This is a genomic window from Acinetobacter sp. T_3_1, from assembly GCF_025377055.1.
GTDB classification, from domain to species: domain Bacteria; phylum Pseudomonadota; class Gammaproteobacteria; order Pseudomonadales; family Moraxellaceae; genus Acinetobacter; species Acinetobacter kookii.
The window spans coordinates 86,995-112,047 of record NZ_JACHVD010000003.1 but is presented as its reverse complement, the minus strand read 5'-3'; the positions used below and the strand labels follow the sequence as shown (position 1 = coordinate 112,047).

General features: G+C 41.9%; 28 protein-coding genes and 2 tRNA genes. 15 read left to right on the top strand and 15 right to left on the bottom strand.

Features of this window, described 5'->3' with window-relative positions; translation table 11 throughout:
- Positions 1-2 precede the first annotated feature (2 nt).
- Positions 3-560 carry a 16S rRNA (guanine(966)-N(2))-methyltransferase RsmD gene (rsmD, locus tag H4I94_RS05420; RefSeq protein WP_261182114.1) on the top strand — a complete coding sequence of 186 codons (558 nt, stop codon included), beginning with the start codon at positions 3-5 and terminating at the stop codon, positions 558-560.
- 81 nt (positions 561-641) lie between these two features.
- Here the strand turns inward: rsmD and H4I94_RS05415 are convergent, their stop codons facing one another.
- Positions 642-848: a hypothetical protein gene (locus H4I94_RS05415; RefSeq protein ID WP_131273285.1), complete on the bottom strand. Its 207-nt coding sequence runs from the start codon at positions 846-848 to the stop codon at positions 642-644.
- 242 nt (positions 849-1,090) lie between these two features.
- On the opposite strand from H4I94_RS05415, the gene H4I94_RS05410 reads away from it, so the two are divergent.
- A complete protein-coding gene (locus H4I94_RS05410) occupies positions 1,091-1,825 on the top strand; it encodes a sulfite exporter TauE/SafE family protein (RefSeq protein ID WP_261182112.1) in 735 nt (244 codons plus the stop codon).
- A gap of 189 nt (positions 1,826-2,014) precedes the next feature.
- Complete coding sequence (locus tag H4I94_RS05405; RefSeq protein ID WP_092819953.1) at positions 2,015-2,344, top strand: hypothetical protein; 330 nt, start codon at positions 2,015-2,017, stop codon at positions 2,342-2,344.
- A 118-nt stretch (positions 2,345-2,462) separates the two neighbouring features.
- Here the strand turns inward: H4I94_RS05405 and H4I94_RS05400 are convergent, their stop codons facing one another.
- Positions 2,463-3,050, bottom strand: a complete 588-nt coding sequence (locus H4I94_RS05400) for a 1-acyl-sn-glycerol-3-phosphate acyltransferase (RefSeq protein WP_261182109.1) — start codon at positions 3,048-3,050, stop codon at positions 2,463-2,465.
- A 298-nt stretch (positions 3,051-3,348) separates the two neighbouring features.
- On the opposite strand from H4I94_RS05400, the gene H4I94_RS05395 reads away from it, so the two are divergent.
- Positions 3,349-3,843 carry a copper resistance protein NlpE gene (locus H4I94_RS05395; RefSeq protein ID WP_261182108.1) on the top strand — a complete coding sequence of 165 codons (495 nt, stop codon included), beginning with the start codon at positions 3,349-3,351 and terminating at the stop codon, positions 3,841-3,843.
- Positions 3,844-4,143: 300 nt separating this feature from the next.
- Here H4I94_RS05395 and groL read toward each other — a convergent pair whose 3' ends face one another.
- The 4 genes from groL to H4I94_RS05375 form a co-directional block, all read right to left on the bottom strand.
- Positions 4,144-5,778 carry a chaperonin GroEL gene (gene groL, locus H4I94_RS05390; protein WP_261182106.1) on the bottom strand — a complete coding sequence of 545 codons (1,635 nt, stop codon included), beginning with the start codon at positions 5,776-5,778 and terminating at the stop codon, positions 4,144-4,146.
- Positions 5,779-5,848: 70 nt separating this feature from the next.
- Positions 5,849-6,139: a co-chaperone GroES gene (gene groES / locus H4I94_RS05385; protein ID WP_016167026.1), complete on the bottom strand. Its 291-nt coding sequence runs from the start codon at positions 6,137-6,139 to the stop codon at positions 5,849-5,851.
- Between the two features lie 182 nt (positions 6,140-6,321).
- Positions 6,322-7,095: a metallophosphoesterase family protein gene (locus tag H4I94_RS05380; RefSeq protein ID WP_261182105.1), complete on the bottom strand. Its 774-nt coding sequence runs from the start codon at positions 7,093-7,095 to the stop codon at positions 6,322-6,324.
- The gene (locus H4I94_RS05375; protein WP_261182104.1) at positions 7,076-8,014 is read right to left on the bottom strand and encodes a diacylglycerol/lipid kinase family protein; all 939 of its coding nucleotides are present in this window, start codon (positions 8,012-8,014) and stop codon (positions 7,076-7,078) included. The genes H4I94_RS05380 and H4I94_RS05375 overlap by 20 nt, the downstream gene beginning before the upstream one ends.
- A gap of 417 nt (positions 8,015-8,431) precedes the next feature.
- On the opposite strand from H4I94_RS05375, the gene H4I94_RS05370 reads away from it, so the two are divergent.
- Positions 8,432-10,264: a phosphoenolpyruvate carboxykinase (GTP) gene (locus H4I94_RS05370; RefSeq protein ID WP_092819959.1), complete on the top strand. Its 1,833-nt coding sequence runs from the start codon at positions 8,432-8,434 to the stop codon at positions 10,262-10,264.
- Positions 10,265-10,367: 103 nt separating this feature from the next.
- Positions 10,368-10,733 carry a hypothetical protein gene (locus tag H4I94_RS05365; RefSeq protein WP_409976737.1) on the top strand — a complete coding sequence of 122 codons (366 nt, stop codon included), beginning with the start codon at positions 10,368-10,370 and terminating at the stop codon, positions 10,731-10,733.
- A gap of 91 nt (positions 10,734-10,824) precedes the next feature.
- Here H4I94_RS05365 and glpD read toward each other — a convergent pair whose 3' ends face one another.
- Entirely contained in the window at positions 10,825-12,345 is a 1,521-nt protein-coding gene (glpD, locus tag H4I94_RS05360) for a glycerol-3-phosphate dehydrogenase (protein ID WP_261182101.1), read from the bottom strand.
- A 304-nt stretch (positions 12,346-12,649) separates the two neighbouring features.
- Between glpD and H4I94_RS05355 the strand changes: the two genes are divergently transcribed.
- Both H4I94_RS05355 and H4I94_RS05350 read left to right on the top strand, forming a co-directional pair.
- Positions 12,650-13,957: an MFS transporter gene (locus H4I94_RS05355; RefSeq protein WP_261182095.1), complete on the top strand. Its 1,308-nt coding sequence runs from the start codon at positions 12,650-12,652 to the stop codon at positions 13,955-13,957.
- Between the two features lie 351 nt (positions 13,958-14,308).
- Positions 14,309-14,737: a hypothetical protein gene (locus H4I94_RS05350; protein ID WP_261182094.1), complete on the top strand. Its 429-nt coding sequence runs from the start codon at positions 14,309-14,311 to the stop codon at positions 14,735-14,737.
- Positions 14,738-14,769: 32 nt separating this feature from the next.
- Here the strand turns inward: H4I94_RS05350 and H4I94_RS05345 are convergent, their stop codons facing one another.
- Both H4I94_RS05345 and folD read right to left on the bottom strand, forming a co-directional pair.
- The gene (locus H4I94_RS05345; protein ID WP_261182093.1) at positions 14,770-15,438 is read right to left on the bottom strand and encodes a class I SAM-dependent methyltransferase; all 669 of its coding nucleotides are present in this window, start codon (positions 15,436-15,438) and stop codon (positions 14,770-14,772) included.
- Positions 15,439-15,594: 156 nt separating this feature from the next.
- Positions 15,595-16,443, bottom strand: coding sequence for a bifunctional methylenetetrahydrofolate dehydrogenase/methenyltetrahydrofolate cyclohydrolase FolD (gene folD / locus H4I94_RS05340; RefSeq protein WP_261182092.1), 849 nt, complete (start codon positions 16,441-16,443; stop codon positions 15,595-15,597).
- A gap of 153 nt (positions 16,444-16,596) precedes the next feature.
- Between folD and H4I94_RS05335 the strand changes: the two genes are divergently transcribed.
- Together H4I94_RS05335 and H4I94_RS05330 are read left to right on the top strand one after the other, a co-directional pair.
- Positions 16,597-16,670: transfer RNA gene (locus H4I94_RS05335), tRNA-Cys, on the top strand.
- A gap of 10 nt (positions 16,671-16,680) precedes the next feature.
- A tRNA-Leu gene (locus H4I94_RS05330) sits at positions 16,681-16,766 on the top strand.
- Positions 16,767-16,877: 111 nt separating this feature from the next.
- Here H4I94_RS05330 and H4I94_RS05325 read toward each other — a convergent pair.
- The 3 genes from H4I94_RS05325 to H4I94_RS05315 all read right to left on the bottom strand — a co-directional run bounded on the left by H4I94_RS05325 (position 16,878) and on the right by H4I94_RS05315 (position 19,353).
- Positions 16,878-17,783, bottom strand: coding sequence for a helix-turn-helix transcriptional regulator (locus tag H4I94_RS05325; RefSeq protein ID WP_131273297.1), 906 nt, complete (start codon positions 17,781-17,783; stop codon positions 16,878-16,880).
- A 138-nt stretch (positions 17,784-17,921) separates the two neighbouring features.
- The gene (locus H4I94_RS05320; protein WP_092819967.1) at positions 17,922-18,119 is read right to left on the bottom strand and encodes a hypothetical protein; all 198 of its coding nucleotides are present in this window, start codon (positions 18,117-18,119) and stop codon (positions 17,922-17,924) included.
- A 241-nt stretch (positions 18,120-18,360) separates the two neighbouring features.
- Positions 18,361-19,353, bottom strand: coding sequence for an NAD(P)H-quinone oxidoreductase (locus H4I94_RS05315; RefSeq protein WP_131273299.1), 993 nt, complete (start codon positions 19,351-19,353; stop codon positions 18,361-18,363).
- Positions 19,354-19,484: 131 nt separating this feature from the next.
- Between H4I94_RS05315 and H4I94_RS05310 the strand changes: the two genes are divergently transcribed.
- The 3 genes from H4I94_RS05310 to H4I94_RS05300 all read left to right on the top strand — a co-directional run bounded on the left by H4I94_RS05310 (position 19,485) and on the right by H4I94_RS05300 (position 20,694).
- Positions 19,485-19,925: an N-acetyltransferase gene (locus H4I94_RS05310; RefSeq protein WP_261182088.1), complete on the top strand. Its 441-nt coding sequence runs from the start codon at positions 19,485-19,487 to the stop codon at positions 19,923-19,925.
- Between the two features lie 24 nt (positions 19,926-19,949).
- Positions 19,950-20,279: a thioredoxin family protein gene (locus tag H4I94_RS05305; protein ID WP_131273301.1), complete on the top strand. Its 330-nt coding sequence runs from the start codon at positions 19,950-19,952 to the stop codon at positions 20,277-20,279.
- 136 nt (positions 20,280-20,415) lie between these two features.
- A complete protein-coding gene (locus tag H4I94_RS05300) occupies positions 20,416-20,694 on the top strand; it encodes a hypothetical protein (protein WP_131273302.1) in 279 nt (92 codons plus the stop codon).
- A gap of 69 nt (positions 20,695-20,763) precedes the next feature.
- Here H4I94_RS05300 and H4I94_RS05295 read toward each other — a convergent pair whose 3' ends face one another.
- Positions 20,764-21,012: a DUF2798 domain-containing protein gene (locus H4I94_RS05295; RefSeq protein ID WP_261182085.1), complete on the bottom strand. Its 249-nt coding sequence runs from the start codon at positions 21,010-21,012 to the stop codon at positions 20,764-20,766.
- A gap of 33 nt (positions 21,013-21,045) precedes the next feature.
- The gene (locus H4I94_RS05290) at positions 21,046-21,555 is read right to left on the bottom strand and encodes a PadR family transcriptional regulator (protein WP_261182084.1); all 510 of its coding nucleotides are present in this window, start codon (positions 21,553-21,555) and stop codon (positions 21,046-21,048) included.
- A gap of 136 nt (positions 21,556-21,691) precedes the next feature.
- Here H4I94_RS05290 and H4I94_RS05285 point away from each other — a divergent pair, with 136 nt between their 5' ends.
- Positions 21,692-22,714 carry a hypothetical protein gene (locus tag H4I94_RS05285; RefSeq protein ID WP_261182082.1) on the top strand — a complete coding sequence of 341 codons (1,023 nt, stop codon included), beginning with the start codon at positions 21,692-21,694 and terminating at the stop codon, positions 22,712-22,714.
- A 35-nt stretch (positions 22,715-22,749) separates the two neighbouring features.
- Complete coding sequence (locus tag H4I94_RS05280; protein ID WP_261182080.1) at positions 22,750-23,349, top strand: hypothetical protein; 600 nt, start codon at positions 22,750-22,752, stop codon at positions 23,347-23,349.
- 43 nt (positions 23,350-23,392) lie between these two features.
- Here H4I94_RS05280 and cysN read toward each other — a convergent pair whose 3' ends face one another.
- The gene (gene cysN, locus H4I94_RS05275; RefSeq protein WP_261182079.1) at positions 23,393-25,009 is read right to left on the bottom strand and encodes a sulfate adenylyltransferase subunit CysN; all 1,617 of its coding nucleotides are present in this window, start codon (positions 25,007-25,009) and stop codon (positions 23,393-23,395) included.
- Between the last annotated feature and the right edge of the window lie 44 nt (positions 25,010-25,053).

Below are 25,053 nucleotides of genomic sequence, written 5' to 3'. Positions count from 1 at the left end.
CTATGAAAAATCAACTCCGTATTATTGGCGGTGAATGGAAACGCCGTCAGCTTCCTTTTGCCAGTGTTGAAGGCTTACGCCCTACACCCGACCGTGTCCGTGAAACTTTGTTTAACTGGCTGATGTGGGATATTCAAAATGCACAGGTTCTCGATATCTGTGCCGGCTCAGGAGCCTTAAGTTTTGAAGCTTTATCCCGCGGTGCAGCACAGGTGGTCATGATTGAACCGAACCGTGCACAAGCTGCTTTTTTAACCGATAATTTGCAGTTGCTGAAAGTGACCAGCCAACATGCCAAACTGAAAGTCGCCACGGCACAGCAAACCTTACCTACCCTGAAACAGTCCTTTGATCTGGTTTTTTTAGATCCGCCTTACAGTCTGGATTTATGGGAAGAACTGGCCCAGCTTGCTGACCCGCTGATTAAAGACCGCGCCTTTATCTATGTGGAGGCCGATCGCGAGTTAAGCCAGCTTAAACTCCCCGCTTCATGGCAACAGATTAAACAAAGCAAGGCGGGAACTGTCCGTGCAGGACTGTATCAAAAAAATGCATCCTGATTAACAATAAAAAAAGGATTCCGGAATGGAATCCTTTTTTGTCAAATGTAGTCAGTCAATTTAAGATCGGTGATAGATTAATCAACGACCATAACGCCAGTCTCGGTCATCTCTATCATGATCCCAGTCCCGACGGTCTTTGTTGTCCCAGTCCCGGTCACCATGATGGTGTCGGTCATAGTGTCCGTTACGGTCTCGATGACCATCATAATCGTCATCATAAGGATCTAGGACACAGCCAGTTAATGACACTGCCAATACAGAAAGCAAGAGCACTTTTTTCATCATTTTCGTCACCTCTTTACGGCGTATTCTCAGTATTAGCGGGTTTGATGAAGAGCGATAGGATTGCGTGTTAGATTCTTGTAGTCATTTATGTATTTTTTATTCACAGGAACAATTTCTGTAATGAAAGCTGAAGCGGCGTTATACGAAGTTCTCCTTAGATTTGCAGAAATACTGCTAAATAGAGGCTTGGTTTTTTTGCTTATGTTTTTAATACTACTGACTTTTCGTCTGTACCTATTTCTATGACCTGGTTGTTATTTATTGTTGGGGCCATGGTTGCAGGTTTTGTGCAGGGACTGACCGGCTTTGCCTTTGCCTTAATCGCCATGTCATTCTGGGTGTGGGCACTGCCTCCGCAAATTGCTGCGCCCCTGGTGGTCTTTGCTTCGGTATGGAGCCATATCATTTCATTGTCCAATGAACAGAAGCATCCACATCTGAACAAAGCCTTGGTATTGCCTTATTTGATTGCCGGGCTGATTGGCGTACCTTTAGGCACCTATTTGCTGCATATAATTCAGCCCGAAACCTTTAAAGTGGTTTTAGGCATTTTTTTGCTGTTGTGGTGCCCAGTGATGTTTTTCAGTCCGGCATTTCCACGGCTGCAACAGTCGGGAAAACTGGCAGATAGCCTGATAGGATTTCTCGGCGGAATTTTGGGTGGTTTAGGCGGTTTTTGCGGTTCATTGCCATCTGCCTGGGTCATGCTGAAAAATCTATCCAAACAGCAACAGCGTTACGTTTTACGACACTTTAATTTTGGCATTCAGCTGTTTACGCTACTGGCCTATTTACTGCAAGGCACGCTTGTCATCCAGCTCTGGCCTTATATGGCAATTTTGCTGATCAGCGTCAGTTTTCCCGCCATTCTAGGGGCAAAATTATTTTATAAAATTTCGGAAACCCAATTTAAGCATACAGTTTTAAGCCTTTTATTTGCTTCCGGTGGCTTCCTGATTTTCAATACCCTGCTGTAAGGTTGATTTCTGGTTTACACAAATCACTTACATATGTTGAGATATTGCAGGCCTATTGATCCATAACAACTGATCAAAAGCCTCATAAATCTCATTTAAACAAAAAATGCCCAATCAGTCGGACAGATCAAATTTATCGGCAGGAAAACTTTATACAATAACTTAATCCCACCATCAATTTTCCTAGAAATGAGAACCTTGATTTTATTAGCAGGAATAATTCTACTCTCTGGCTGCTCTCTCGGCACTTCTCGCGAGCTTAAACATGCAGAAAAAATGCTTGCAGATTTTCAGTGCAATAAAATTGAAAGTGCACAAATGGCGCATAGTTCTATTACCTCTTATCATGAACAGACACTTGCCTCTAGCCGCCAGAAAGCCCAATCTTATATCCAGAGCTATAAAGATGGAGAGGATTTATTTAATCTGCCCTTAACGGAAGTGATTGAGGAACAATATTATATTTATCAGGAAGCTTGCCAGCATTTAGGCGGAATTAGTCCGGCACAAAATCAATAATTTTTTTTAAGCAAAAGTCAAACCCCATACTTGCTGAGCCAGCATATGCAGCGAGCCAAGATTTTCTATCTGCATCTCTTGGCTTCGCTTAAAAATGACAATGAACTCGGTTTTTCAGTTAGGTTTCAGGGTAATAACGTGTATCCACGCTAAACTGTTCTGGAAATTTGGCATGAATTTGTGCATAAAAAGCCATAATTTCAGCCATATCTTTTTCATAGTCGCCCGTAGGATAAACAATTTTACCCACCCCGGTTTTCTTCTTGGCATAATCCATATAAGCCAATGCAATGGGCACCCCTGCATTGATTGCCACATGGTAGAAACCGGTTTTCCATTGTTCCTGTTTGGCACGCGTTGCTTCCGGTGTGACCAGCATCACCAGTTTTGGATGGGTTTTAAATAAATCCGACATCACTTGAACCATGCTTGGACGTGGTTCCCCTTCTTTTTTGGCTGTGCGGTCAATCCCGATTCCGCCCATTGCACGTACAAATGGACCAAAAGGAAATTTCATATAACTGTCTTTAATGGTAATACGAACGTTGACACCTAAGGCCTTGAGTGCCAGACGTGCATATAAGGCATCCCAGTTGCTGGTGTGCGGTGCAGCAATCATGACACATTGATCCAAGTCAAGTGGCCAATGATTATCGATTTCCCAGCCCATCATTTTTAAACTTTGTTCAGCTAATTTTTCAAACACTTGCCGCACCGACACCTATATAAAGTGCGCAGATTTTAACAAGGTGACTGAAATATAAAAGTGCAATATGACCAATAAATAATCAATTAATATATAAATGTATAACTTTAGAGTTCAAATAAAATAGGTAAAGTTGCCGTTTTATTTTTGCCGAAATTTTAGCTTGGCAAGTTTAAATCCAAGTTGTCTATTCAAATCCATACAAAATAGATATAACAAAGCCATAACAAGATGAACATTTAATTGATCTGCATTTTTACGTATTTTTTAAAGCTATATGGGCCAAAAGGACAATATCGTGAAAAAAATAATATTCATCCTGTCATTAACGACTCTGGCTTTAGCTGGGTGCAGTAAACCCAAAACCGATACTCATGACAGCAATACAGCACCTGATCAGCCCATGACTCAAACCACCCCATCAGCCGCTACCACAGCTCAACCCACCTCAGCTATAAGCGATACGGCAGAAACATCCCTGGATTGGCCTGGTGTATATAAAGGGGTTTTACCCTGCGCCGACTGCGAAGGTATTGAAACCGAACTGGAATTAAAGGCAGATAAAACCTATGAATTGACCCAGGAATACTTGGGTAAAGGAAAAGACAATGAATTCAAGGTAAAAGGAAGGTTTAGCTTTGATGCAAATCAACCCTCCATGATTAGCCTGGACCAAGCGAGAGAAAATCGTAAATTTTTTGTCGGTGAAAACTTTGTTGAAGCACGTGATATAAAATCTGGGAAAGTCATTGATTCCAAAATGAATTATAAATTACAAAAAGATCTTAAATAATTTCTATTTGAACCTTTGTCTTTAAGCACTTAAAAAGTCTGAAAATTGAAAACGACAAATATGCAAATGAAGATACAGAATCAGAAACTTATACGCGATGAAATGACATTCATGACTCAATCCGCGTCTATAACTACAGATAGATATATCAGAATACCTGGCTTTTGTTGATGGTTTAAGAAATTTCAGCTTGGCTGTATATGATCGGGATGAATTCGAATTTTCATTCATCAATTAAAGAGAAAATGAAAAAATCCCCGCTTTTGCGGGGATTTTTTAAGATCAAATGATCAGTATGAATTACATCATACCGCCCATTCCACCCATGCCGCCCATATCAGGCATAGCAGGTTTATCTTCAGGGATATCTGTGATCATGCATTCAGTGGTTAGCATTAAAGCAGCTACAGATGCAGCATGTTCAAGTGCAGAACGGGTTACTTTTGCAGGGTCAAGAATACCCATTTCAAGCATATCGCCATATTCACCAGTTGCAGCGTTATAACCGAAGTTGCCTTCGCCATTTTTCACAGCATTGATGACTACAGATGGTTCATCGCCCGCATTCGCTACGATTTGACGAAGTGGCGCTTCAATCGCACGACGTAAAATGTTGATACCTACATTCTGGTCATCATTTCCACCTGTCACACCTTCAAGTGCTTTAGCAGCACGTACCAGTGCAACACCACCACCAGCAACAACACCTTCTTCAACCGCAGCGCGAGTTGCATGAAGCGCATCGTCTACACGGTCTTTTTTCTCTTTCATTTCAACTTCAGTTGCTGCACCAATTTTGATGACTGCAACACCGCCAGCCAATTTAGCAACGCGTTCTTGAAGTTTTTCTTTGTCATATTCAGAAGTCGATTCTTCAATTTGCGCGCGGATTTGTTGAACACGTTCAGCAATCTGGTTCGCATCGCCAGCACCATCCACAATCACGGTGTTTTCTTTAGAAACCGTGATTTTATGTGCAGTACCTAAGTCTTGAAGTGTCGCTTGCTCTAAAGACATGCCCACTTCTTCAGAGATCACAGTCGCACCAGTCAAGATTGCGATATCTTGCAGCATTGCTTTACGACGGTCACCGAAACCAGGTGCTTTCACCGCACATACTTTAATGATGCCACGCATGTTGTTCACAACTAGAGTTGCCAACGCTTCACCTTCAACATCTTCAGCAATAATAAGAAGAGGTTTACCAGTTTTTGCAACCGCTTCAAGTACAGTAATCAATTCACGGATATTGCTGATTTTTTTATCCACCAGAAGGATAAACGGATTTTCAAGTTCAGCTGTTAACGTATCTTGCTTGTTGGCAAAGTACGGGCTGATATAACCGCGGTCAAACTGCATACCTTCAACTACGTCTAAAGCGTCTTCGAAGCCTGAACCTTCTTCAACCGTAATTACGCCTTCTTTGCCCACGCGTTCCATGGCTTGTGCAATCAGCTTACCCACTGTTTCATCAGAGTTGGCAGAGATTGAACCTACTTGTTCAATGGCTTTAGTATCAGAAGCAGGTTTTGCAGTAGCTCTAATGTTTTCAACTACAGCTTTTACTGCAAGGTCGATACCGCGTTTCAAGTCCATCGGGTTCATACCCGCAGTCACCGACTTGATCCCTTCGTTCAGGATTGCTTGAGCCAATACAGTTGCAGTTGTAGTACCGTCACCTGCGATGTCATTGGTTTTTGAAGATACTTCACGAACCAGTTGCGCACCCATGTTCTCAAATTTGTCTGCCAGTGAAATTTCTTTCGCTACAGTTACACCATCTTTAGTGATGTGGGGTGCACCGAAAGAACGGTCGATCACAACGTTACGACCTTTAGGACCTAAAGTCACTTTTACCGCATCTGCAAGTACGTTTACACCTGCAATCATTTTAGCGCGGGCTGAATCACCAAATTTTACGTCTTTAGCTGACATGGTTTACTCCAAATATTTTAATTTTCAATAAGCTGAATAAATAATCAGGTCTGAATTTTCCGGCTCAGGATTAACCTTCAAGCACAGCTAAAATGTCAGACTCTTTCATAATAAGAAGTTCTTCGCCTTGTACTTTTACCGTTGTACCTGCATAAGTACCAAACAATACTTTGTCGCCAACTTTTACATCTAAAGCACGTACACCGTTGTCAGTAATCTGGCCATTGCCTACTGCAATAATTTCACCTTGAGCCGGTTTTTCAGCAGCAGAACCTGGAAGCAAAATACCGCCAGCAGTTTTAGTTTCTTCTTCAACACGACGAATAACTACGCGATCATGTAATGGACGAATGTTGCTCATTGGAAACTCCATCAGACTAAGTCTTTTATTAGTGAAGTAATGATGACTTTGTTATTCCATCGGTCATCATCAAATAATTTCGATGACACTTTTGTGGGGATGGAAAAAAACGCTTCAAGGGGCAAGCAAAAAAAAATTGCTGTTTTTTGTATTTTTTTTATTCAAATCCGATATTTCTTCTTTTAATCGGCATTTTCTTCTTTTAATACAAATTCTTTTTGTTGATTGTTAAAATAATAATGCTCCACATCGCCATTGGAATAAATCAGATTCAAACTGTTGGGCAAGCCACGATGCAAACGGTAGGAAATTGCAGTTCCCGCATGAATGTCCAGCACCGGATGGTCTGCCCCCAAATGGTAAATCTGGTTCAGGTCATATACGGCCGACTGATGCAGATGACCATGCAACAGGCCATTTAAACCACTTTGACTCCACGATTCTAAAGCCATACGCCCCAGCATTGGACAGTCCTTGATGCCATGCGGATTATCCGGAGGCGTATAAAATGGCTGGTGCGCAACAATCAGTTTGATTTTATGTTTGGGAGCCATCATCAGCCTTTGATCAATTTGCTGAATTTGCTCCAGGGAAATATGCCCGCGGGTGTGATAGCGCCGCCGAATACTATTCACGCCAATCAGGTAAAAACGCTTGGTTTCCAGTACCGTTTCCATATGGCCAAAGAAAATTTTATAGCGGGTAAAAGGACTGAATATCCGGTTCCAGACATGGTACAAGGGAATATCATGATTACCCGGCACCACCAGGTAAGGCAGATTTAAACTTTCCACAAACTGTTTGCAGTCATAAAACTGCTTGTAACGGGCGCGCTGGGTTAAATCCCCGCTGACCACCACAGCCTCCAAAGGATGTTGCTGACAAAACAGGCGAATTGCCGCCATACAGGCCGGTTTTTCCGTACCAAAATGCAAATCAGATAGATGTAGAATCATAAGGAACCATTATTTTCAATGCATGCTTGCGTACGGAAATCTGAAGCGGGGGCTGCATTTCCACAATCTCACCATCCAGTGCCAGGGTCAGTTTCTTGGCTTTGGAATGTATTTGCACCTTGTCGGCGGAAAAGCTATATACCTCCGGCGTATGATCAAGCTTGCCGCGGATCAATTGCCATAAGATTTTAAATAAGGTGGGTTTATCGCTTTTCGCCACTATCACCCCCACGACCTTTCCCAATTCAGCACATTTGGCAATGCGTAAATTCATCTCTGCAAGTTGCAGCTGATTATTACCAAAAAAAATCAGCGGCGTTTTGACGGGATATTTTTTACCGTCAATTTCCACTTCAAGTTTCAGCTCTTTGCGATCACGAATCAGCACATCCAGCGCTGAAGTATAGGCATGTAGAGCAAACCGCCCAAAACGCCGGTTATAGAGTTCACGCCTTTGTATGAATAAAGGATAAAGCCCCAAACTGGCGTTGTTCAAATAGATATGATCATTGATTTGCGCCACATGGACTTCACGGATCTTCCCGGTCGCTATAACATCGGCCGCTTTGAGCAAATCCAGCGGAATATGCAGTAAACGGGCAACATAATTAAAGGTTCCCAGAGGAAAAACTCCCATGGGAATCTCGGTACCGATCAGTTTGGTTGCCACCGTATTGAGTGTACCGTCTCCACCCGCAGCCACCACAACACCAATTTCTTCGGCCTGTTGATGACGTTCGATTATTTTGTCCATAAAACTGTTAAAATCTGCTTCTGCACTGATTTCAAAAGCCTGGATTTCATAGCCATAGGCTGTTAAATTTGTCATAAGCTGTTCATAGATTTCATCTTTATTGGCTGCATGAAATCCCGATTTTTCATTATAGATAAGCGATAAAGGCTTGGCAGAAACTGACATTTTCCATACTTCTTTGAAGTAATTGCTCTAATTTTGTCCAAATTATCGACAATTGAAAGCATCTTTATGTAAAATTCGAATTACCACCATTTATTAAATCAATAACAATTGCCACCCAAATAACCTAATTAAGTAATTGTTTTTAAAAAACATAATTTAAATAAATTATACCCATAAAGTTAATAAATGGATTAATTAATAAACACACCACATCATAACCTGTTGTTTTTTATTAAATAAAAATAAAAACATATAATATTCCAATCTATTTCAGCTACTTCTTTAGTCTTATTTTTTTCACGATTTTATGCTTTAATACAGCCACTTTTTTTTTATATTTTCTTCCGGGCGATGTATCCCATTGTCCGGATTGTACTTTGTACATTTGAATCGTACATATTTGAGATAGGCCTCACCATGACCCAAGTGAACGCACCAGAATTCGTTCGTCACCCTAAGCTTATTGCATGGGTGGAAGAGATTGCTAAATTAACAAAACCGGCAAAAATTGAATGGTGTGACGGTAGCGCAGAAGAATATCAACGTCTTATTGACTTGATGATCGCTAACGGCACTATGCAAGCGCTGAACCAAGAAAAACATCCTGGTTCTTACTTGGCAAATTCTGATCCTTCTGACGTTGCTCGTGTTGAAGGTCGCACATTTATCTGTTCAGAAAAAAAAGAAGACGCAGGTGCGACAAACAACTGGGAAGCGCCTGCCGAAATGCGCGCTCGCCTGAACGGTTTGTTTGACGGTTCAATGAAAGGCCGTACTATGTACGTGGTTCCTTTCTCTATGGGTCCTTTAGGTTCTCATATTGCCCACATTGGTATTGAAATCACTGACTCTCCTTACGTTGCAGTCAGCATGGCCAAAATGGCTCGTATGGGTAAAGCGGTTTATGAAGTACTGGGTACTGACGGTGAATTCGTTCCTTGCGTACACACAGTTGGCGCGCCGCTTGAAGAAGGTCAAAAAGACGTTGCTTGGCCATGCAACCCAGAAAAATACATCGTGCATTACCCAGAAACCCGTGAAATCTGGTCATTCGGTTCTGGCTACGGCGGTAACGCATTGCTTGGTAAAAAATGCCTGGCTTTACGTATCGCTTCTTCGATGGGCCGTCAACAAGGCTGGTTAGCTGAACACATGCTGATCCTTGGTGTGACTAATCCACAAGGCGAAAAACACTACATCGCTGCTGCATTCCCTTCTGCTTGTGGTAAAACCAACTTCGCAATGTTGATTCCACCAGCAGGTTACGAAGGCTGGAAAATTGAAACTGTAGGTGACGATATTGCCTGGATCAAACCGGGTGAAGACGGTCGCTTATATGCCATCAACCCTGAAGCTGGTTTCTTCGGTGTAGCGCCTGGTACCAATACCAAGACTAACCCGAACTGTATGGCGACATTAGCGAAAGATGTTATCTATACCAACGTTGCTGTAACTGACAACGGTGAAGTATGGTGGGAAGGTCTGACTAAAGAAGCTCCTGCTAACCTGACCAACTGGAAAGGTCAACCACACACTGGCGCAGAGAAAGCAGCACATCCAAATGCTCGTTTCACCGTTGCTGCGGGTCAATGTCCTTCTATTGATGCTGACTGGGAAAATCCGGCAGGTGTTCCAATTTCTGCGTTCATCTTCGGTGGTCGCCGTGCAGATACAGTGCCTTTAGTTTCTGAAGCGTTCGACTGGGTTGATGGCGTATATAAAGCTGCAACCATGGGTTCTGAAACAACTGCTGCTGCTGTAGGCCAACAAGGGGTGGTACGTCGCGATCCATTCGCAATGCTTCCATTCGCAGGTTACAACATGGCTGACTACTTCGCTCACTGGTTAGAAATGGGTGAAAAAGTTGGCGAGAAAGCTGCAGCTGCCGGCAACAAGCTGCCTGGTATCTACAACGTGAACTGGTTCCGTCGTGATGCTGAAGGCAACTTCGTATGGCCTGGCTTCGGTCAAAACATGCGTGTTCTTGAGTGGATTATTGACCGTTGTGAAGGTCGTGCAACAGCAGTTGACACACCAATCGGTCGCGTTCCAACTTACGAACAGCTGAACTGGACTGGTTCTGACTTCACTAAAGAACAATTCGAGCTTGTCACCTCTCAAGACAAAGATCAATGGATCAAAGAACTTGAAAGCCACACTGAATTGTTCAACAAACTTGGTGAGCGCTTACCAGCTGCACTTAAAGCACGTCAAAACGAGCTTTTAGAAGCTGTAAAAAAATCTGCTTAATCAGTAGATAATGAAAAAAGACCGCACGTGCGGTCTTTTTTTCAACTGTTTGTTTAATAACAAGACTTTATAACTTAACAACAACCATAAAAGGGGAAAATTCATGTTAAAAATGCTTACTCTTAGCGCTTGCCTGCTTGGCCTGTCTACTTTGGTGATGGCCAAACCTGAAACTGCAGAACAACCGGCCTTACACGTTTGTGCAATCAAAGGTACGCCAGACTCTAGCCAGTTTCAGATCAAAAAGCGCATTAAAGTGGCTAAAGGTACTTATGGCAGCGTAGAAGAGCTGTATTCACGTTTTGCAGAACGTGCCCATCAAGTCGGTGGCAATGTAGTCATTAACTACAATGCCAGCCAGAGATTCGGTTTCTGGCCTTGGCGTATTGTACGCCCGGTAGTTTGGGGAACTGCAGTAAAATGGAATACGCCAGTAAATTGTAAAGAACTCGGCGGCGTTGAAATTTAAGTACAACCCAGAGCTGGGACTTCAGTCAAGATAAGAACACCAATTTGCTACACCCAAAAGACCGCTCAGGCGGTCTTTTTTATTGACCGGTTTAAGCAGCCGTATCGCTTGATCTTTTCAGCAACAACTTTAAAAGATATTGATCTAATTGCTGTATTTCATCAGCGCTAAATTGAAAGCCGAGTTTGGTTCTGCGCCATAAAATATCTTCACTGGTTCTTGCCCATTCCTGATCGACCAGATAGTCGACCTCTCCAGCAAACAGTCCATGACCAAAATCTTCACCCAGTTCATTTGTCGTTGAAATATCCTTTAAAAAATTCCACACCCGTGAACCATAAGCATGTGCCCAGCGCGAAGCCAATGACAAAGAAACCTGATCAATGCCTTGCATAAGCTGCTGCATTAACAGCTCCACCGAAACCAAGTTTTCCGCACCCGGCAAACATGCCGCCTCGGTCCAGGATTTATTCATGTCCGGGAATGTCGGTGCCAAATGCGCCATTGCCGATTCTGCCAGTTTTCGATAGGTAGTGAGCTTGCCCCCAAAGACCGAAAGCAAGGGGGCATCATTTTCCTGCGTAGGCGATATCGCCAAAGTGTAATCTCGGGTAATCGCCGATGGATTATCTGACTCGTCATCACACAAAGAGCGCACACCGGAATAGGTATATAAAATATCCTCAACCGTCAGCTGATGTTTAAAATGATCATTATAAACATCCAGCAAATAGTCCACTTCCTGCGAGGTGATTTTGACCTGATCCAGGTTGCCCTGATATTCATGATCTGTGGTACCAATTAAGGTGTATTGCTCCAGATAAGGAATGGCAAATACAATACGGTGATCATCATTTTGCAGAATGAACGCTTTATCACCTTCATAAATTCTAGGCACGATAATATGACTGCCTTGGACAAGACGTAAACCATGTGGCGATTGCTGTTGTAAATTGTGTTCAATAAACTGGAGCACCCAAGGCCCAGTGGCGTTAACCAGGGCTTTTGCCTGCACCTGATAGCTGCCCTGCGCATGTTCCAGATGGATATTCCACACGCCATTTTCACGGTAAGCAGCGCTACAACGGGTTTGTGTGGCAATTTTGGCGCCCAGCTCATGGGCCTGCATGGCATTTAAAACCACCAGGCGTGCATCATCCACAGCACAATCCGAATATTCAAAACCCTGCGTCATTTCATCTTTCAGAGGACTGCTGGCTGGATCAAAATGAATATGCCGGGAAGCGGCTAATTTTTTCCGCTTGCCCAAATGATCATAAATAAATAAACCGGTCCGTATCAGCCATGCAGGACGTAAATGCGGTTGATGCGGCATGACAAAACGCAAGGGGCGAATAATATGCGGTGCTTTGGCTAGCAGAATTTCCCGTTCCACCAAAGCTTCATGTACCAGGCGGAATTCTTTATATTCAAGATAACGCAAACCGCCATGAATCAGTTTACTGCTCGCAGAGGAAGTATGGCTGGCGAGATCATCCTTTTCACATAAAAAAACGGATAAACCCCGTCCTGCAGCATCAACCGCAATACCTACGCCATTGATGCCACCACCAATCACCGCTACATCATAGACCGGATGACTCACTTGCATGTCCACCTCCTCTAGTCCTGTTCGAACAGTAAACTTAAATTTCCTGTTGTTCCAAGCAACTTAACACTATTTAAAGTGAAAGGACACCGAATAATTGTCGTTCACTTCCACGAAGACAAAATGGACAGCGTGTTTATTTTTATCAACTCCCCCCAAAACTTGATCCCACTGCTTATTTATATACTTTCTTTTTACACTGTAAATTTTGCACATTTCTCATACAAAACTGAAAGAATCATAGGCTTATTCCACTTTAATAATGGGTTTAACATCAGAAAAACAATAGCAAAATGGACTTGTGCAGATGATTGAACAAAACGTTTCTCAAGTAAATCTAGACACCAAAACACGGGTCAAATCCATTCTTGGCGGTTCGGCAGGCAACCTGGTGGAATGGTATGACTGGTATGTCTATGCTGCTTTTACCTTATATTTTGCCCATGCCTTCTTCCCCAAAGGCAGCCAGACAGCACAATTACTTCAGGCAGCCGCCATTTTTGCAGTCGGCTTTTTAATGCGACCGATTGGTGCCTGGATTATGGGTATTTACTCGGATAAAAAAGGACGCAAATCCGGGCTTACCCTTTCTGTAACCTTGATGTGTATTGGCTCTCTGATGATTGCCGTTTCCCCAACCCATGATCAAATTGGCATATTCGCGCCTATTATTTTAGTAGTTGCCCGGCTCATTCAGGGCTTAAGTGTCGGTGGTGAATATGGCGCCAGCGCCACCTATTTAAGTGAAATGGCTGAAAGAAACCGGCGCGGCTTTTTCTCCAGCTTTCAGTATGTGACCCTGATTGCAGGTCAGCTGACTGCACTCTGCGTATTGCTGATTTTGCAGTTCGTCCTTACCGAAGAACAGCTGCATGACTGGGGCTGGCGTATTCCCTTCTTCATTGGAGCTTGCCTCGCCATTGTGGTGTTCTATATCCGTCGTGGATTGCTTGAAACGCAATCTTTTAAAAATGCCCAAAAAGATAAAACTCAGCCTGAATCAGGCATGTTTGCTTTATTTAGACATTATCCAAAACAAGCCTTTACGGTTTTATTTTTAACTGCTGGAGGTACGGTTGCTTTTTATAGCTATACCACCTACTTGCAAAAATACTTGGTAAATACTTCCGGATTTAGTAAACCTGCAGCCACGCAAATTACGACTCTGGCGCTGTTCATTTTCATGTGTATACAACCTTTAGCTGGTGCTTTGTCAGATAAAATTGGACGTAAACCGCTCATGATTGCTTTTGGGGTCTTAGGCGTTTTATTTACCTATTTTATATTTGATCGTCTAGGTCAGACGCATGACTACTGGGCAGCATTTTGGCTCTGCCTGGCGGGCCTGATTATTGTAACTGGCTATACCTCCATTAATGCAGTGGTCAAAGCCGAATTATTCCCGGCCCATATCCGTGCCTTAGGCGTTGCACTGCCCTATGCCCTCGCCAATACCCTGTTTGGAGGTACAGCCGAATTTTTTGCCTTAAGTTTTAAGGAAGCCGGACATGAGTCCTGGTTCTTTATTTATGTCACGATTTTAATCTTTATCTCGTTGCTGGTTTATATCTTTATGAAAGATACCAAACACCATTCCGAAATTAAGGAACATTAGTCCAAAACCAATCAAAAAAGCCTTTCTTTATTGAAAGGCTTTTTTGATTTATCTGTACGCTTAAATAAAATAAGTAGTGCATGCGCAATAAAAGCCCAAAAGTATATTCTTTCAATTTAAGTCGACTAAAATGATCCTTGCCACAATCTTTATATTCATATGGCTACTCCCCAGTATGCAGTGTCAGACAAGTGATAATTAATTCGATTTAACCCGGTTGAATCATCCACTTCTAAGCCGGGAATGGTCACATTTGGAAAGCTTTTTTATGAGATATAAGCACGGTAAGATCGTTAAAAAATCGGGCTTATGGCATACTGAATAGAATAATAACGCCGGGAACTTTTGAAGATGAACAAGAGCTATAAATTGTTGGGTTTGGGTTTGATTGCGCTTGGACTGGCTGCCTGTCAAAGCACTCCGCGCCAATACAACGGTAATGTCGGCTATCAGATTGAAAGCAAGTCTACGGATAGTGCAACCTTGGCTTATACTCTGGCTATTCGTCAAAACCAGAAAGTTGATAAACAGAAATTACAACGTGCCTGCCAAAAAGTATTAGGTCTAAATAAACAATATAAATTAACGATCCTGAGCATTAGTGAAATTGCCAATCCGGAAATACAAACACCATACTATGGCCGTCAATTGGGTCAAAGTCGCACCATCATCAGTCTCAGCAACACCCCAGATCTATACAACAGTGAAAATATGGCGACTCGCCAGTCGTTGGAAGCGCGTCCAAGTACCTTAAGTGTGGTGCGTTATACCTGCTCTTAAAATTTATAGGCTAGATAGAAATAAGACGCTGTTTATAGCGTCTTATAAAAACTGACATTACGAAATTCCTTTGCTTCATCCAGATCCGGCCAGGTGGTCGCACTGCGCTCATCTAGCTTTTGATAGTTTGGATGACTAAAGTTTTTCACCCGGCTATCTGCTACCCATACCTCGGGTGCAAATTTCAGGAATTCATCCAGAAAAAAGCGGTTGCATTGGTCATACAGCACATCTGCGGCCAAGAGGACATCCACCTGTTCTGCTTTATATAAATCATCCAGATATTCAAGCTCGACATCATTCAGTTCTGCATTGGCGCGACAGGCATCCAGACTAACCTGGTCGATATCACAGCAGATTACCCGCTTCGCGCCTGCCATTTTCGCCGCAATCGCCACCACGCCCGACCCTGCACCAAAATCCAGAACCACCTTGTCTTTGACATGATGCGGTTCAGTAAGCAGCCACTGCGCCATAGCAAGTCCAGAAGCCCAGCAGAAAATCCAATATGGCGTATCATTCCAGATCCGGCGAATCACTTCATCATCAAGCTTATCTGTTGGAAATACAGGTGGAATCAACCATAAAGAAATGGGGGTTTCAGGCAATTGCTGGGCAAGCAGTTCACAGTTCGGAATCACTTCATGCAAAGCTTGAATTAAATGTTGTGGCGCTTTGGGAAATTGGAAAGTACAGCTCATTTGAGTTCTTTTAATTCGTATTTATATCTTGGAAGAATCTCCCCTAACCCTGAGCCATATATGGCGCAAGAACAAAGAGGGGAACTTTTATCTAAACAGTATTATTTAGAATTTGAAATTCCCTCCTTTGAAAAAGGAGGGTTAGGGAGGATTTTATTAACCCAAAGCCTTCTCAGCAGCTTCAACCGTTTGACGAATCAAAGTGGTGATGGTCATTGGACCGACACCACCCGGAACTGGTGTATAAGCAGAAGCCACTTCTTCAATACCAACCAGTTGGATGTCACCGACACCACCGCCATCACGTGGGTGGAAACCGGCATCTACAACCACTGCGCCTGGTTTGATCCAGTCTTTTTGAATCAATTCAGCTTTACCTACCGCGCCAACAATGATGTCAGCCTGTTTTACAAAGCTTGCAAGGTCTTGGGTACGTGAATGGCAAATCGTGACTGTTGCATTTGCTTCAAGCAGCATTGCAGCCATCGGTTTACCCAAAATTGCAGAACGGCCAACAACAACGGCATGTTTACCTGCAATTTCAATGTTGTTTTCTTTCAGAATGGTCATGATGCCTGCAGGCGTTGCAGAACCATAAGCTGCCTCACCCATTGCCATACGGCCATAGCCCAGGCAAGTTACACCGTCAACGTCTTTCGCCAGTGAAATGGCATCAAAACATGCACGCTCATCAATTTGCGCAGGTACCGGATGCTGTAAAAGAATACCGTGAACATCTGGGTTAGCGTTTAATTTTTCAATTTCCGCAAGCAACTGTTCAGTTGTGGTTTCCTTTGGAAGCTCAACTTTGAGTGAATCCATACCAACACGGCGGCAGGCATTACCTTTCATACGAACGTAAGTTGCAGATGCACCATCATCACCCACCAAAATAGTCGCAAGGATTGGAGTACGACCTGATTTTGCTTTTAACGCTTCTACGCGAGTTAACAAATCAGCCTCAATTTGCTTTGCCAATGCACGACCATCTAATACTAATGCCACGGCACTTCTCCCAAATGTTGATATGAATCAATTTCGCACATTCTACATGAATATTTTAAATATTTTCCGTTATATGCTGCTTTTATGCTCATCTGCATAAATCTACTATTGTTTTTTTTTCAGGGCTTGATAATATACGCAGCAACAAGAGATGGCGGGGTGGCAGAGTGGTCATGCAGCGGACTGCAACTCCGTGTACGCCGGTTCGATTCCGACCTCCGCCTCCAATCTTGTTAAGCCCGAGTGGTGAAATCGGTAGACACAGGGGATTTAAAATCCCCCGCCCACAAAGCGTGCCAGTTCGAGTCTGGCCTCGGGCACCATTCTTAGCCTACTAAGATGGTGTAAATAAAGAACCCAGCGACCAGCTGGTTTTTTGATGCCTGAAATTTCTTCCAGACCCCTCTCTTATTTCACGCTCTTTCATTTCTTTGTTAATGATGATTCTGTAAATAACCCTGCAGGCTAGCTTCCAGCTCTTGCTGCAAATGTGCTGGCTTTATTATTTTCACATAAGGAATCCAGTAACGTACCAGCGGGTTCAATTCTTTCTGATGCCGAATTTGACAACTCATCAACAGCCCTTCTGTTTCCGATTCATCTAGAATCGCTTGTTCTGGAAAAATCCGGCGTTGCTTAAAATAAATCGAAGCCTCTGGGTGCACAGATAAAACTACTTCCTGTTTTTCGTACTGAAACCAGATGCCTTCATCATCTTCCAATTGCTGCAAGACAGTCTGATCATGTTCAAACGCTGAAAGCCGATGGCTACAGATAATTTTCTCAATACGCCCCAGACGGTAAACGCGCAGTTCCTGCTTGCGTACAGCCGCCAAATACCAGTTGCCCATGTGATGAATTAATCGATAGGGTTTTACAACCCGTATTTGGCCTCTGTAAAGCAAAGCGATTTGTTGTCTTTTTTGAATACTTGCAGTGAGCACCTTGAAATGTTCAGCATACTGGGTATTGTCTTCAAAATTGTAGCCTTTGGCAGAAAAAACCGGATTGGACCGATTGTCGAACAGTTCCCTTAAAAAGGAGATATCTAAAGAGGGATAAAGATTCTGAATGCCAGACAGCTGGGCAAAATTTTGGATATCCTGTAATTTAAAGCGCCCAAAATAGGAAGAATCCAGGTAAAATTTTTTGGTTTTAGTGTCTTGAATAAGTGGAAGATAAGAATTTAAACGATCAAAATCACGCTCTATGGTTCGGCTACTGACCCGAAACTCAAGCGCCAATTCATGCACGCTCAGTTGATGCCCTACATTAAGCTTTGTCAGTATACGGGCCAAACGTTCTGCAAGACGCTCATGTGTTGAAGGATGACCCTTCATAAAACCCCTCTTTGTGCTTTGCAGCACAACGCTTAAAATGCGTAAAATTATTCAATTATGAAAAAATTATAGCGTCAATTAAAAACGTGTTTCTGAGTATTTTCTCCGACTTAAGGCTAATATGGCGGCTTTAAAAGGTTATTGAATCGAACGTATCCGACGGCTTTTTTTGCCTTTACCATTCAGGCGTTCAACATAACGCTCCAGATGTAGCATGGCTTTATAGAACTGATGCAGATTAGAAGGCAATACCTGATTGCAAATAATGGCTTTATGCAATCTTTTCAAGGCACGTAAGCCATGTTCAGATGTATAAGGAGCTGAGACTATTTTCATAATATTCTTCCTTTTATTACATGACGTTTCAATTAAAACCAATCAATTTAGTCGGATTATCTTAAAACTTAATTTACCTCCTGGTTCTGACAGGTTGTGTCGAATAATCGACATTTTTTACCATTTTTTAAACTTTATGACCTTTTTTCTATTCATTAATTTAAATTAGTTATCATTTTTTATTACATGCAAAATAAAAGCCAACATCTGTTGGCTTTTATTTTATTTAAAGCTGGAATCGTTAGATGATTTCCACCACAACTTTACCGACATGCTCACCGGTATCCATCACCGCATGTGCATCCTGAATCTGGTCAAACTTGAAAGTTTTGTAGATCATTGGCAAGCATTCGCCTTTTGCCCACAGCGGAGCAACCTGCTCCTTTAAGCCTTGAGCAATTTCAGCCTTTTCAGCAGTATTACGTGCACGCATGGTTGAACCGGTAATGGTCAGGCGCTTCATCATGATTTGACCGAGTTTGACCTCTTTGGCTTTTGCCCCACCCAAGAAAGCGATATAGACCAGACGACCGTCACGACGCAGCAGATTCAGGTTTTTTTCCAGATATGGCGCACCGACCATATCCAGAATCACATCGACACCGCCATTGTCTGTAGCTTCATTAATGACTTGTTCAAAATCTTGAGTCTTGTAGTTGATGGCATGGGTTAAATCTGAAATGGCCGCAACTTTTTCATCGCTACCCACGGTGGCAAAAGTTTTGATTCCAAGCGATTTACACAGCATTAAAGCAGTGGTTCCAATTCCGCTGGTTCCACCATGCACCAGTACCGTTTCCCCTGCTTTGGCTTTACCCATCTGGAATACGTTGGCCCATACAGTAAAGAAAGTTTCAGGAATCGCCGCTGCCTGAGTAAAGCTCACGCCTTCAGGAATTGCCAAGGTTTGGCTTTCAGGCACCACACAATATTCCGCATAGCCGCCGCCATTGGTCAGGCCGCAAACCTTATCGCCAACCTTAAACTGGCTAACACCACTACCCACTGCCACCACTTCACCGGCCACTTCCAGACCCGGCACAGGCGTTACCCCTTTAGGCATTGGATATAAACCCTGGCGCTGCAAAATGTCAGGACGGTTAATACCAAAGGCATGTACTTTTACCAAGACCTCATCTGCTTTAGCTTCAGGTACTGCAACAGTTTCGTAAGCGAGTTTATCCACGCCGCCCGGTTCTGTGATAATGACTTGTTGCATCGTCGCTTGTGACATAGTTTATTCCTGATCTATTCATTGCTTTTTAAATTTACCGCCCTATTTGAACATAGAAATAGCCGGGAATGAATAACCGTGGACTTATGTATAATCCTCCCACTATTCAGCAAAATAATATGAGATAGCACATGGCAACCATTCAAAAAGCTGAACTACAGGATATGGATGCTATCTTAGGCATCTGGCTCAATGCTTCCTTGCAGGCGCATGATTTTATTCCTGCTGCTTACTGGGAAAAGCAGCTGATTCCGATGCGTGATCTTTATCTACCTTTGGCCGAAAATTTTGTCATTAAAGAAAATCAAACAGTGCTGGGTTTTGCGTCTTTATTAAGATCTGAGGCGGTGTTGGCTGCACTTTTTATTGCACCTCATCAGCAAGGTTCTGGATATGGCAAATGTTTAATTGATTTTTTAAAACAGCAATGTGATGAATTGCATTTAAATGTTTATGCTGAAAATACCGCAGCGGTCAATTTTTATCGGCAGCAGGGTTTTAAAATCATCAGCCAAGCCCTAGATAAAAACACCGGTCATGCAGAATTGAGTATGACTTGGTCCAAGCCTTAATTTGGAAAAGATAAGGACAAATTGATGTCAGCCGTCATTGCATACAATGAAGATAATTATAGTGACTTTGAATGGTTTGAAGGCCTGGCAGTCATCCGTTTCTATGCCGACTGGTGCAAACCCTGTGTACAGAACTTCCCTGTCTTTGAACAGCTGGCCGCTGATTATGCTGAAGTCAAACCCGAGATCAAATTCGGCAAGATCAATGTCGATCAATCCCCGATTCTGACCTTGCGCTATAACGTTTACGGTTTACCCTCGACACTGATTTTTAAAAATGGACAAATCATTCAACGGATTGCAGGGGTGAAAAGTTTGAATGAAATGAAAAGTATTGTTGATTTAATGGACTAATATAAAATTATCTTTGCTGATCGATAAAAATACTCAATTGAATATTGTAGCGTCATTTCAGTAAATCTTACTTTATTTCTATTATTATTCAATATATTGTAAGACCCACACCGACAATAAAAAATACTCAATTATTATGGATTTAAAAGTCATTTTCCTATTTTGCCTGTTCCCTTGTTTGGGCATTATTTTCCTGACATGGTTGTTGCGTTTTCCTTGGGCCTGGCTATTTAAAACTGTGATTGCTTTTGAAGTTGTAGTTGCAATTTTGGTATTTGTCATTGAGCTTGATGCAAGAAAAACACCTGGGAATAGCGGCTGGATCATGATCTTTGCAGCCGTCTTTCAGATCTATTTTGCCGTACTGCTTATGTTGACCCGCTTAGTGATCTGGCTGATAAAAAAACGGGGCTAAATCTTATCTATTCACCCCATCTCTCATAGTCATGGTTTGGATAATTTTTTAATCAAACCGAATCGTTTCTTATTTTGGCATTTCTACAAATTGCATCAAAAATTTACGCACCAGTGGCAGCATCACCAGAATCAGTGGAAATGCCATCAGCCATGATAAGCTCCAGGCATGTAGCCATAATGAGATAAACTGGTCACTCCAGCCTTTATTCAGCAGCATGTTAAAGCAGGAAATTGCCCCGCTCATAATGCCTGACAGAATAAGGGGCATCAGCCAGGCCAGATGTTTAGGGTGAAATTTTGGGAGATTATTTTTCATCATTTAACCTAATTTTTTAAATCGTGAATCGAATTACATACGTGCTATTTCTACTGCTGCCTGATCAATCTTTCCGGAGATTTCACGGATTTGCTCTGGGTTCAGTTCAGTATGTTGAATCTTCAGGCGCAAGGATGTTTTTAAATTTTCCATCGCACGTTTAATATCGACATAGTGTTCGTTGTTCTGGATTTGTTTGCGTGTGTTAAAGCGATCGAGAACTTTATTAATTTCGTCTTGATGCGTAGCTAAATGTTTTAGGCCTTTGGCTGTAATGTGATATTGCTTGCGCTCATCCACACTCAGCTTTACTTCTGTGTAATGGTGTTCTTCAAGATAGTTGATGGTCGGACAGATGGTGCCTGTGCTCGGCTTGTAGTTCCCCCCGACCAAAGATGCCACGTCTTTAATAATGTCGTAGCTAAACTTTGGGGATTGAGCAATGAAATGCAGCACCAAGAGCTTCATTTGTCCTGCTTCAAACAGGCGTTTTCGGATTTTAACAGGACTTTCGCTAATTGCGAGAAGGTCAGAATTTGGCATAATAAAGATACCACTTAAGACTAATTAAGATATATCTTAGCATATTTAAGTTAATGTCATGACGATAAGAATTGTTCTTTAAAAAATAAATAGTTAAAATCGATTATCTTATACACTTTGTTAAATTTAACTCATTATGCAACAAGATATTTTGGTAACTTATCATCAATTAAATGCTGATGCATATCCTTTATCTAGCACCTCAGAAGTTAAGCCAGAAGTAATTGTTAGCATTTTCCATTTATTTGAAATGATAAATGACAATGAGCTTTATAAGTTAAAATACCCATACTTAAAGCAATCACATTATGGTCGTCTATCCAATATCAATATTAACCGTTCAGATAGCCGAATAGATCTAATATTCAGTGTCTGTGATGTTGATGCTGAACCATCATGCATTGAAAACATTACAACTGAAGAAATAAGAATTGAAGAACGTCAAGAAGATGAAGGTCTATTGGTTAGAGCCAATGTATCTATAAAAGTTAATCCTAATGATGGAAGTCATGCTATTTTCGGTATTGAAAGAAATCCTAATATTACTCCCCGTGCCTTCGCCTCTACATTAAATTTTTTAATGACTAAAGCAAGACAACTTGAAGATTTAGAAACTGCATTTCATGCAAATCATCCAGATTTAGTAATGGAAAGAGATGGTAAATATAGAAAAAAAGGTGAACCCAAAATATTACCTTTTAAAGTACTATTTAACTACGACACTCAATTTTCAGAAGAAATTATTAATGCCTTTGATAATAATAGGGTTTCGGATATCTCTTTCTTACAAAATTTACCTGTAGCTCAACAGTTTGATCAACAGGGTTATTTTCAACAGACTGCTGTTGATGTTCATTTAAAATTAACAACTAAGCCAATTATCAAGCCAACATCAAATACTTTGGTAAAGAAAGCTAGAGATATCAAAGCTGTATTTGCATCTATGACTCAAAGTAAAAACCTGGATCAACTAAGATTTAGAATTCAATTTGAAGATCTAGCCGGTGCAACTAGAACAGCGCATTATGATGCAAGCGACAGAGAAATCTCACTTTCAAAAAGACACAAATTTCCAAGTTCATTACGACAAGCTGTGTCGGATGTTGCATTATTAAATACTGATTTATGCGACAATATCTTTAGAAAAATTGAATTTTAGTTATTGAATCATTTTCTTAATGGAGGACAAAAAAGATGCTTTACCTAATTTTTAGTCCTTTTAAATATCTTTCTATTACATGGGGAAAAGGAATCACATCTAAAAAATTTTTTGATCAGTGGTTTCCTTGTCTTATTAGTCTTTTAATTACTTTTTTATTAACATTAGCTACTATATATAGTAATGAAAAAGCTAATATTTTTAATAATGATATTACTTATTATTTAACAGGTTTTTTCCAAACTATTCCTGGATTTTATATTGCTGGATTAGCAGCGATAGCTACTTTTAAAAGCACGAATATGGATGTCTATATGACCGATCCATCACCGCTCTTAGAAGGGAAAAAAGTTAAACGTAGAGTCTTTTTAGCGTTACTCTTTTCATATTTAACAATATTGTCTTTAATTGTCTTTTTTTTAACACTACTAGGTCGCTTCACAGTGTCCATTGGTTTTTTTGAAAAAATAGACACATATTCTGACTTAATTATTTATTCAGTTTATTGTTGGATATACTTTTGTTTTATCTGTCAAATAGTTCTAACAACATGTATTGGTTTATATTATTTAGGTGAAAAAGCTCACACGAATGATCCCAAAGTAATGGATGACAGAGAAATTATTGATGATTAAAAAAACCCGCCTTTCAGCGGGTTTCTTTAAAATCAGTCCAGTCTTAAAGACGAACCAATTCCACAATCTTCTCAGCCAGTTCTTCAACTGACTCTTGCGTGAAGCTTACATCTGTACCTTCTGCAACAGTGGTAATCACAGCAACACCCGTTTCACGAAGAAGTGCAACTTGTGCAGCATCAAGATCAGCTTTCGCAATCGCGACAATACCTTGTTGAAGCAACAGGTTTTCAAGTGCTTGCGCATTTTCCAATACTTTGGCAGATACCGTAATTGACGCAGGTTTTTGACCCAAACGTGCCGCACGGTCTTCTGCTGTGACAGGATTGCTATGTGCAGTCCACTCAACCGACTCTTCCACCATACCCGCACCAATCGTAACGTTGTTCAAACGATCAATGAAGATAAACGAACCGGTATAACGGCTGTCCTGATAACGGTCAAATACCACTGGCGCATCAAATTCAACAGTCACATTGGCAATGGCATTCAGCTCAAGGTGATCCACTTGCATTTGCTCAAGCGTATTCACATTGGTACGGAAGTTAATGCCAGTCACTTTGGCAGGCACTGTTTGTGTACCAATCTTGATGTTATACAGCTTGCCAATCACTAGCGGCTGATCTGCCATCCAGACCACAGTCGCTTTCACCGAACGTGAAATGGCAGGAACAGCCTGATCCGCACGAACCAGCATATTACCGCGTGATACGTCAATTTCGTCGTTTAGCGTTAGTGTGACCGCTTGACCTGCAAATGCATGTTCAAGGTTGCCATCAAAAGTTACGATTTCTTTCACCGTTGAGGACTTACCAGATGGTAAAGCAACAACTTTATCGCCCACATTGATTTCACCCAGCGCAATCGTACCTGCGAAACCACGGAAGTCGAGGTTAGGACGGTTGACATACTGTACAGGGAAACGGAAATCACGTTGCGCGGTATCGCGGTTAATTTCAACAGACTCAAGCGTACCCATCAAGGTTTCACCAGTGTACCACGGCGTATTGGCAGACTTGTTCACCACGTTATCGCCATTCAATGCAGAAATAGGCGTAAAGATGATGTTGCTTGGCTTGCGGTCGCCTAACTGGTTTACGAAGTTGGCATAATCGGCCTGAATTTCATTGAAGCGCGCTTCAGAGAATTCCACCAGGTCCATTTTGTTGATCGCAACAATAATGTTCTTAATACCGAGCAAGCTTGCAATATAGGTATGACGGCGGGTTTGGGTTTGTACACCGTAACGCGCATCAATCAGGATGATTGCAAGGTCACAGGTAGATGCACCTGTCGCCATGTTACGGGTGTATTGCTCATGCCCTGGAGTATCGGCAATGATGAACTTGCGCTTTTCAGTAGAGAAATAACGATACGCCACATCAATGGTAATCCCCTGCTCACGTTCCGCTTGCAGACCATCGACAAGTAACGCCAAGTCAGGTGCATCACCTGTTGTACCGACTTTTTTAGAGTCACGAGTTACGGCTTGCAATTGATCTTCATAAATCAATTTTGAATCGTAAAGCAAACGACCGATTAAAGTCGATTTACCGTCATCCACATTACCGCAAGTCAGGAAACGTAGCAGGTCTTTATTTTCGTGCTGTTTTAAATACGCCAGAATATCCTGGCTAATCAATTCTGATTGATGAGACATTGCTCAAAGCTCCACAAATTCGTTGAAATCGTTTTCTTTAATCC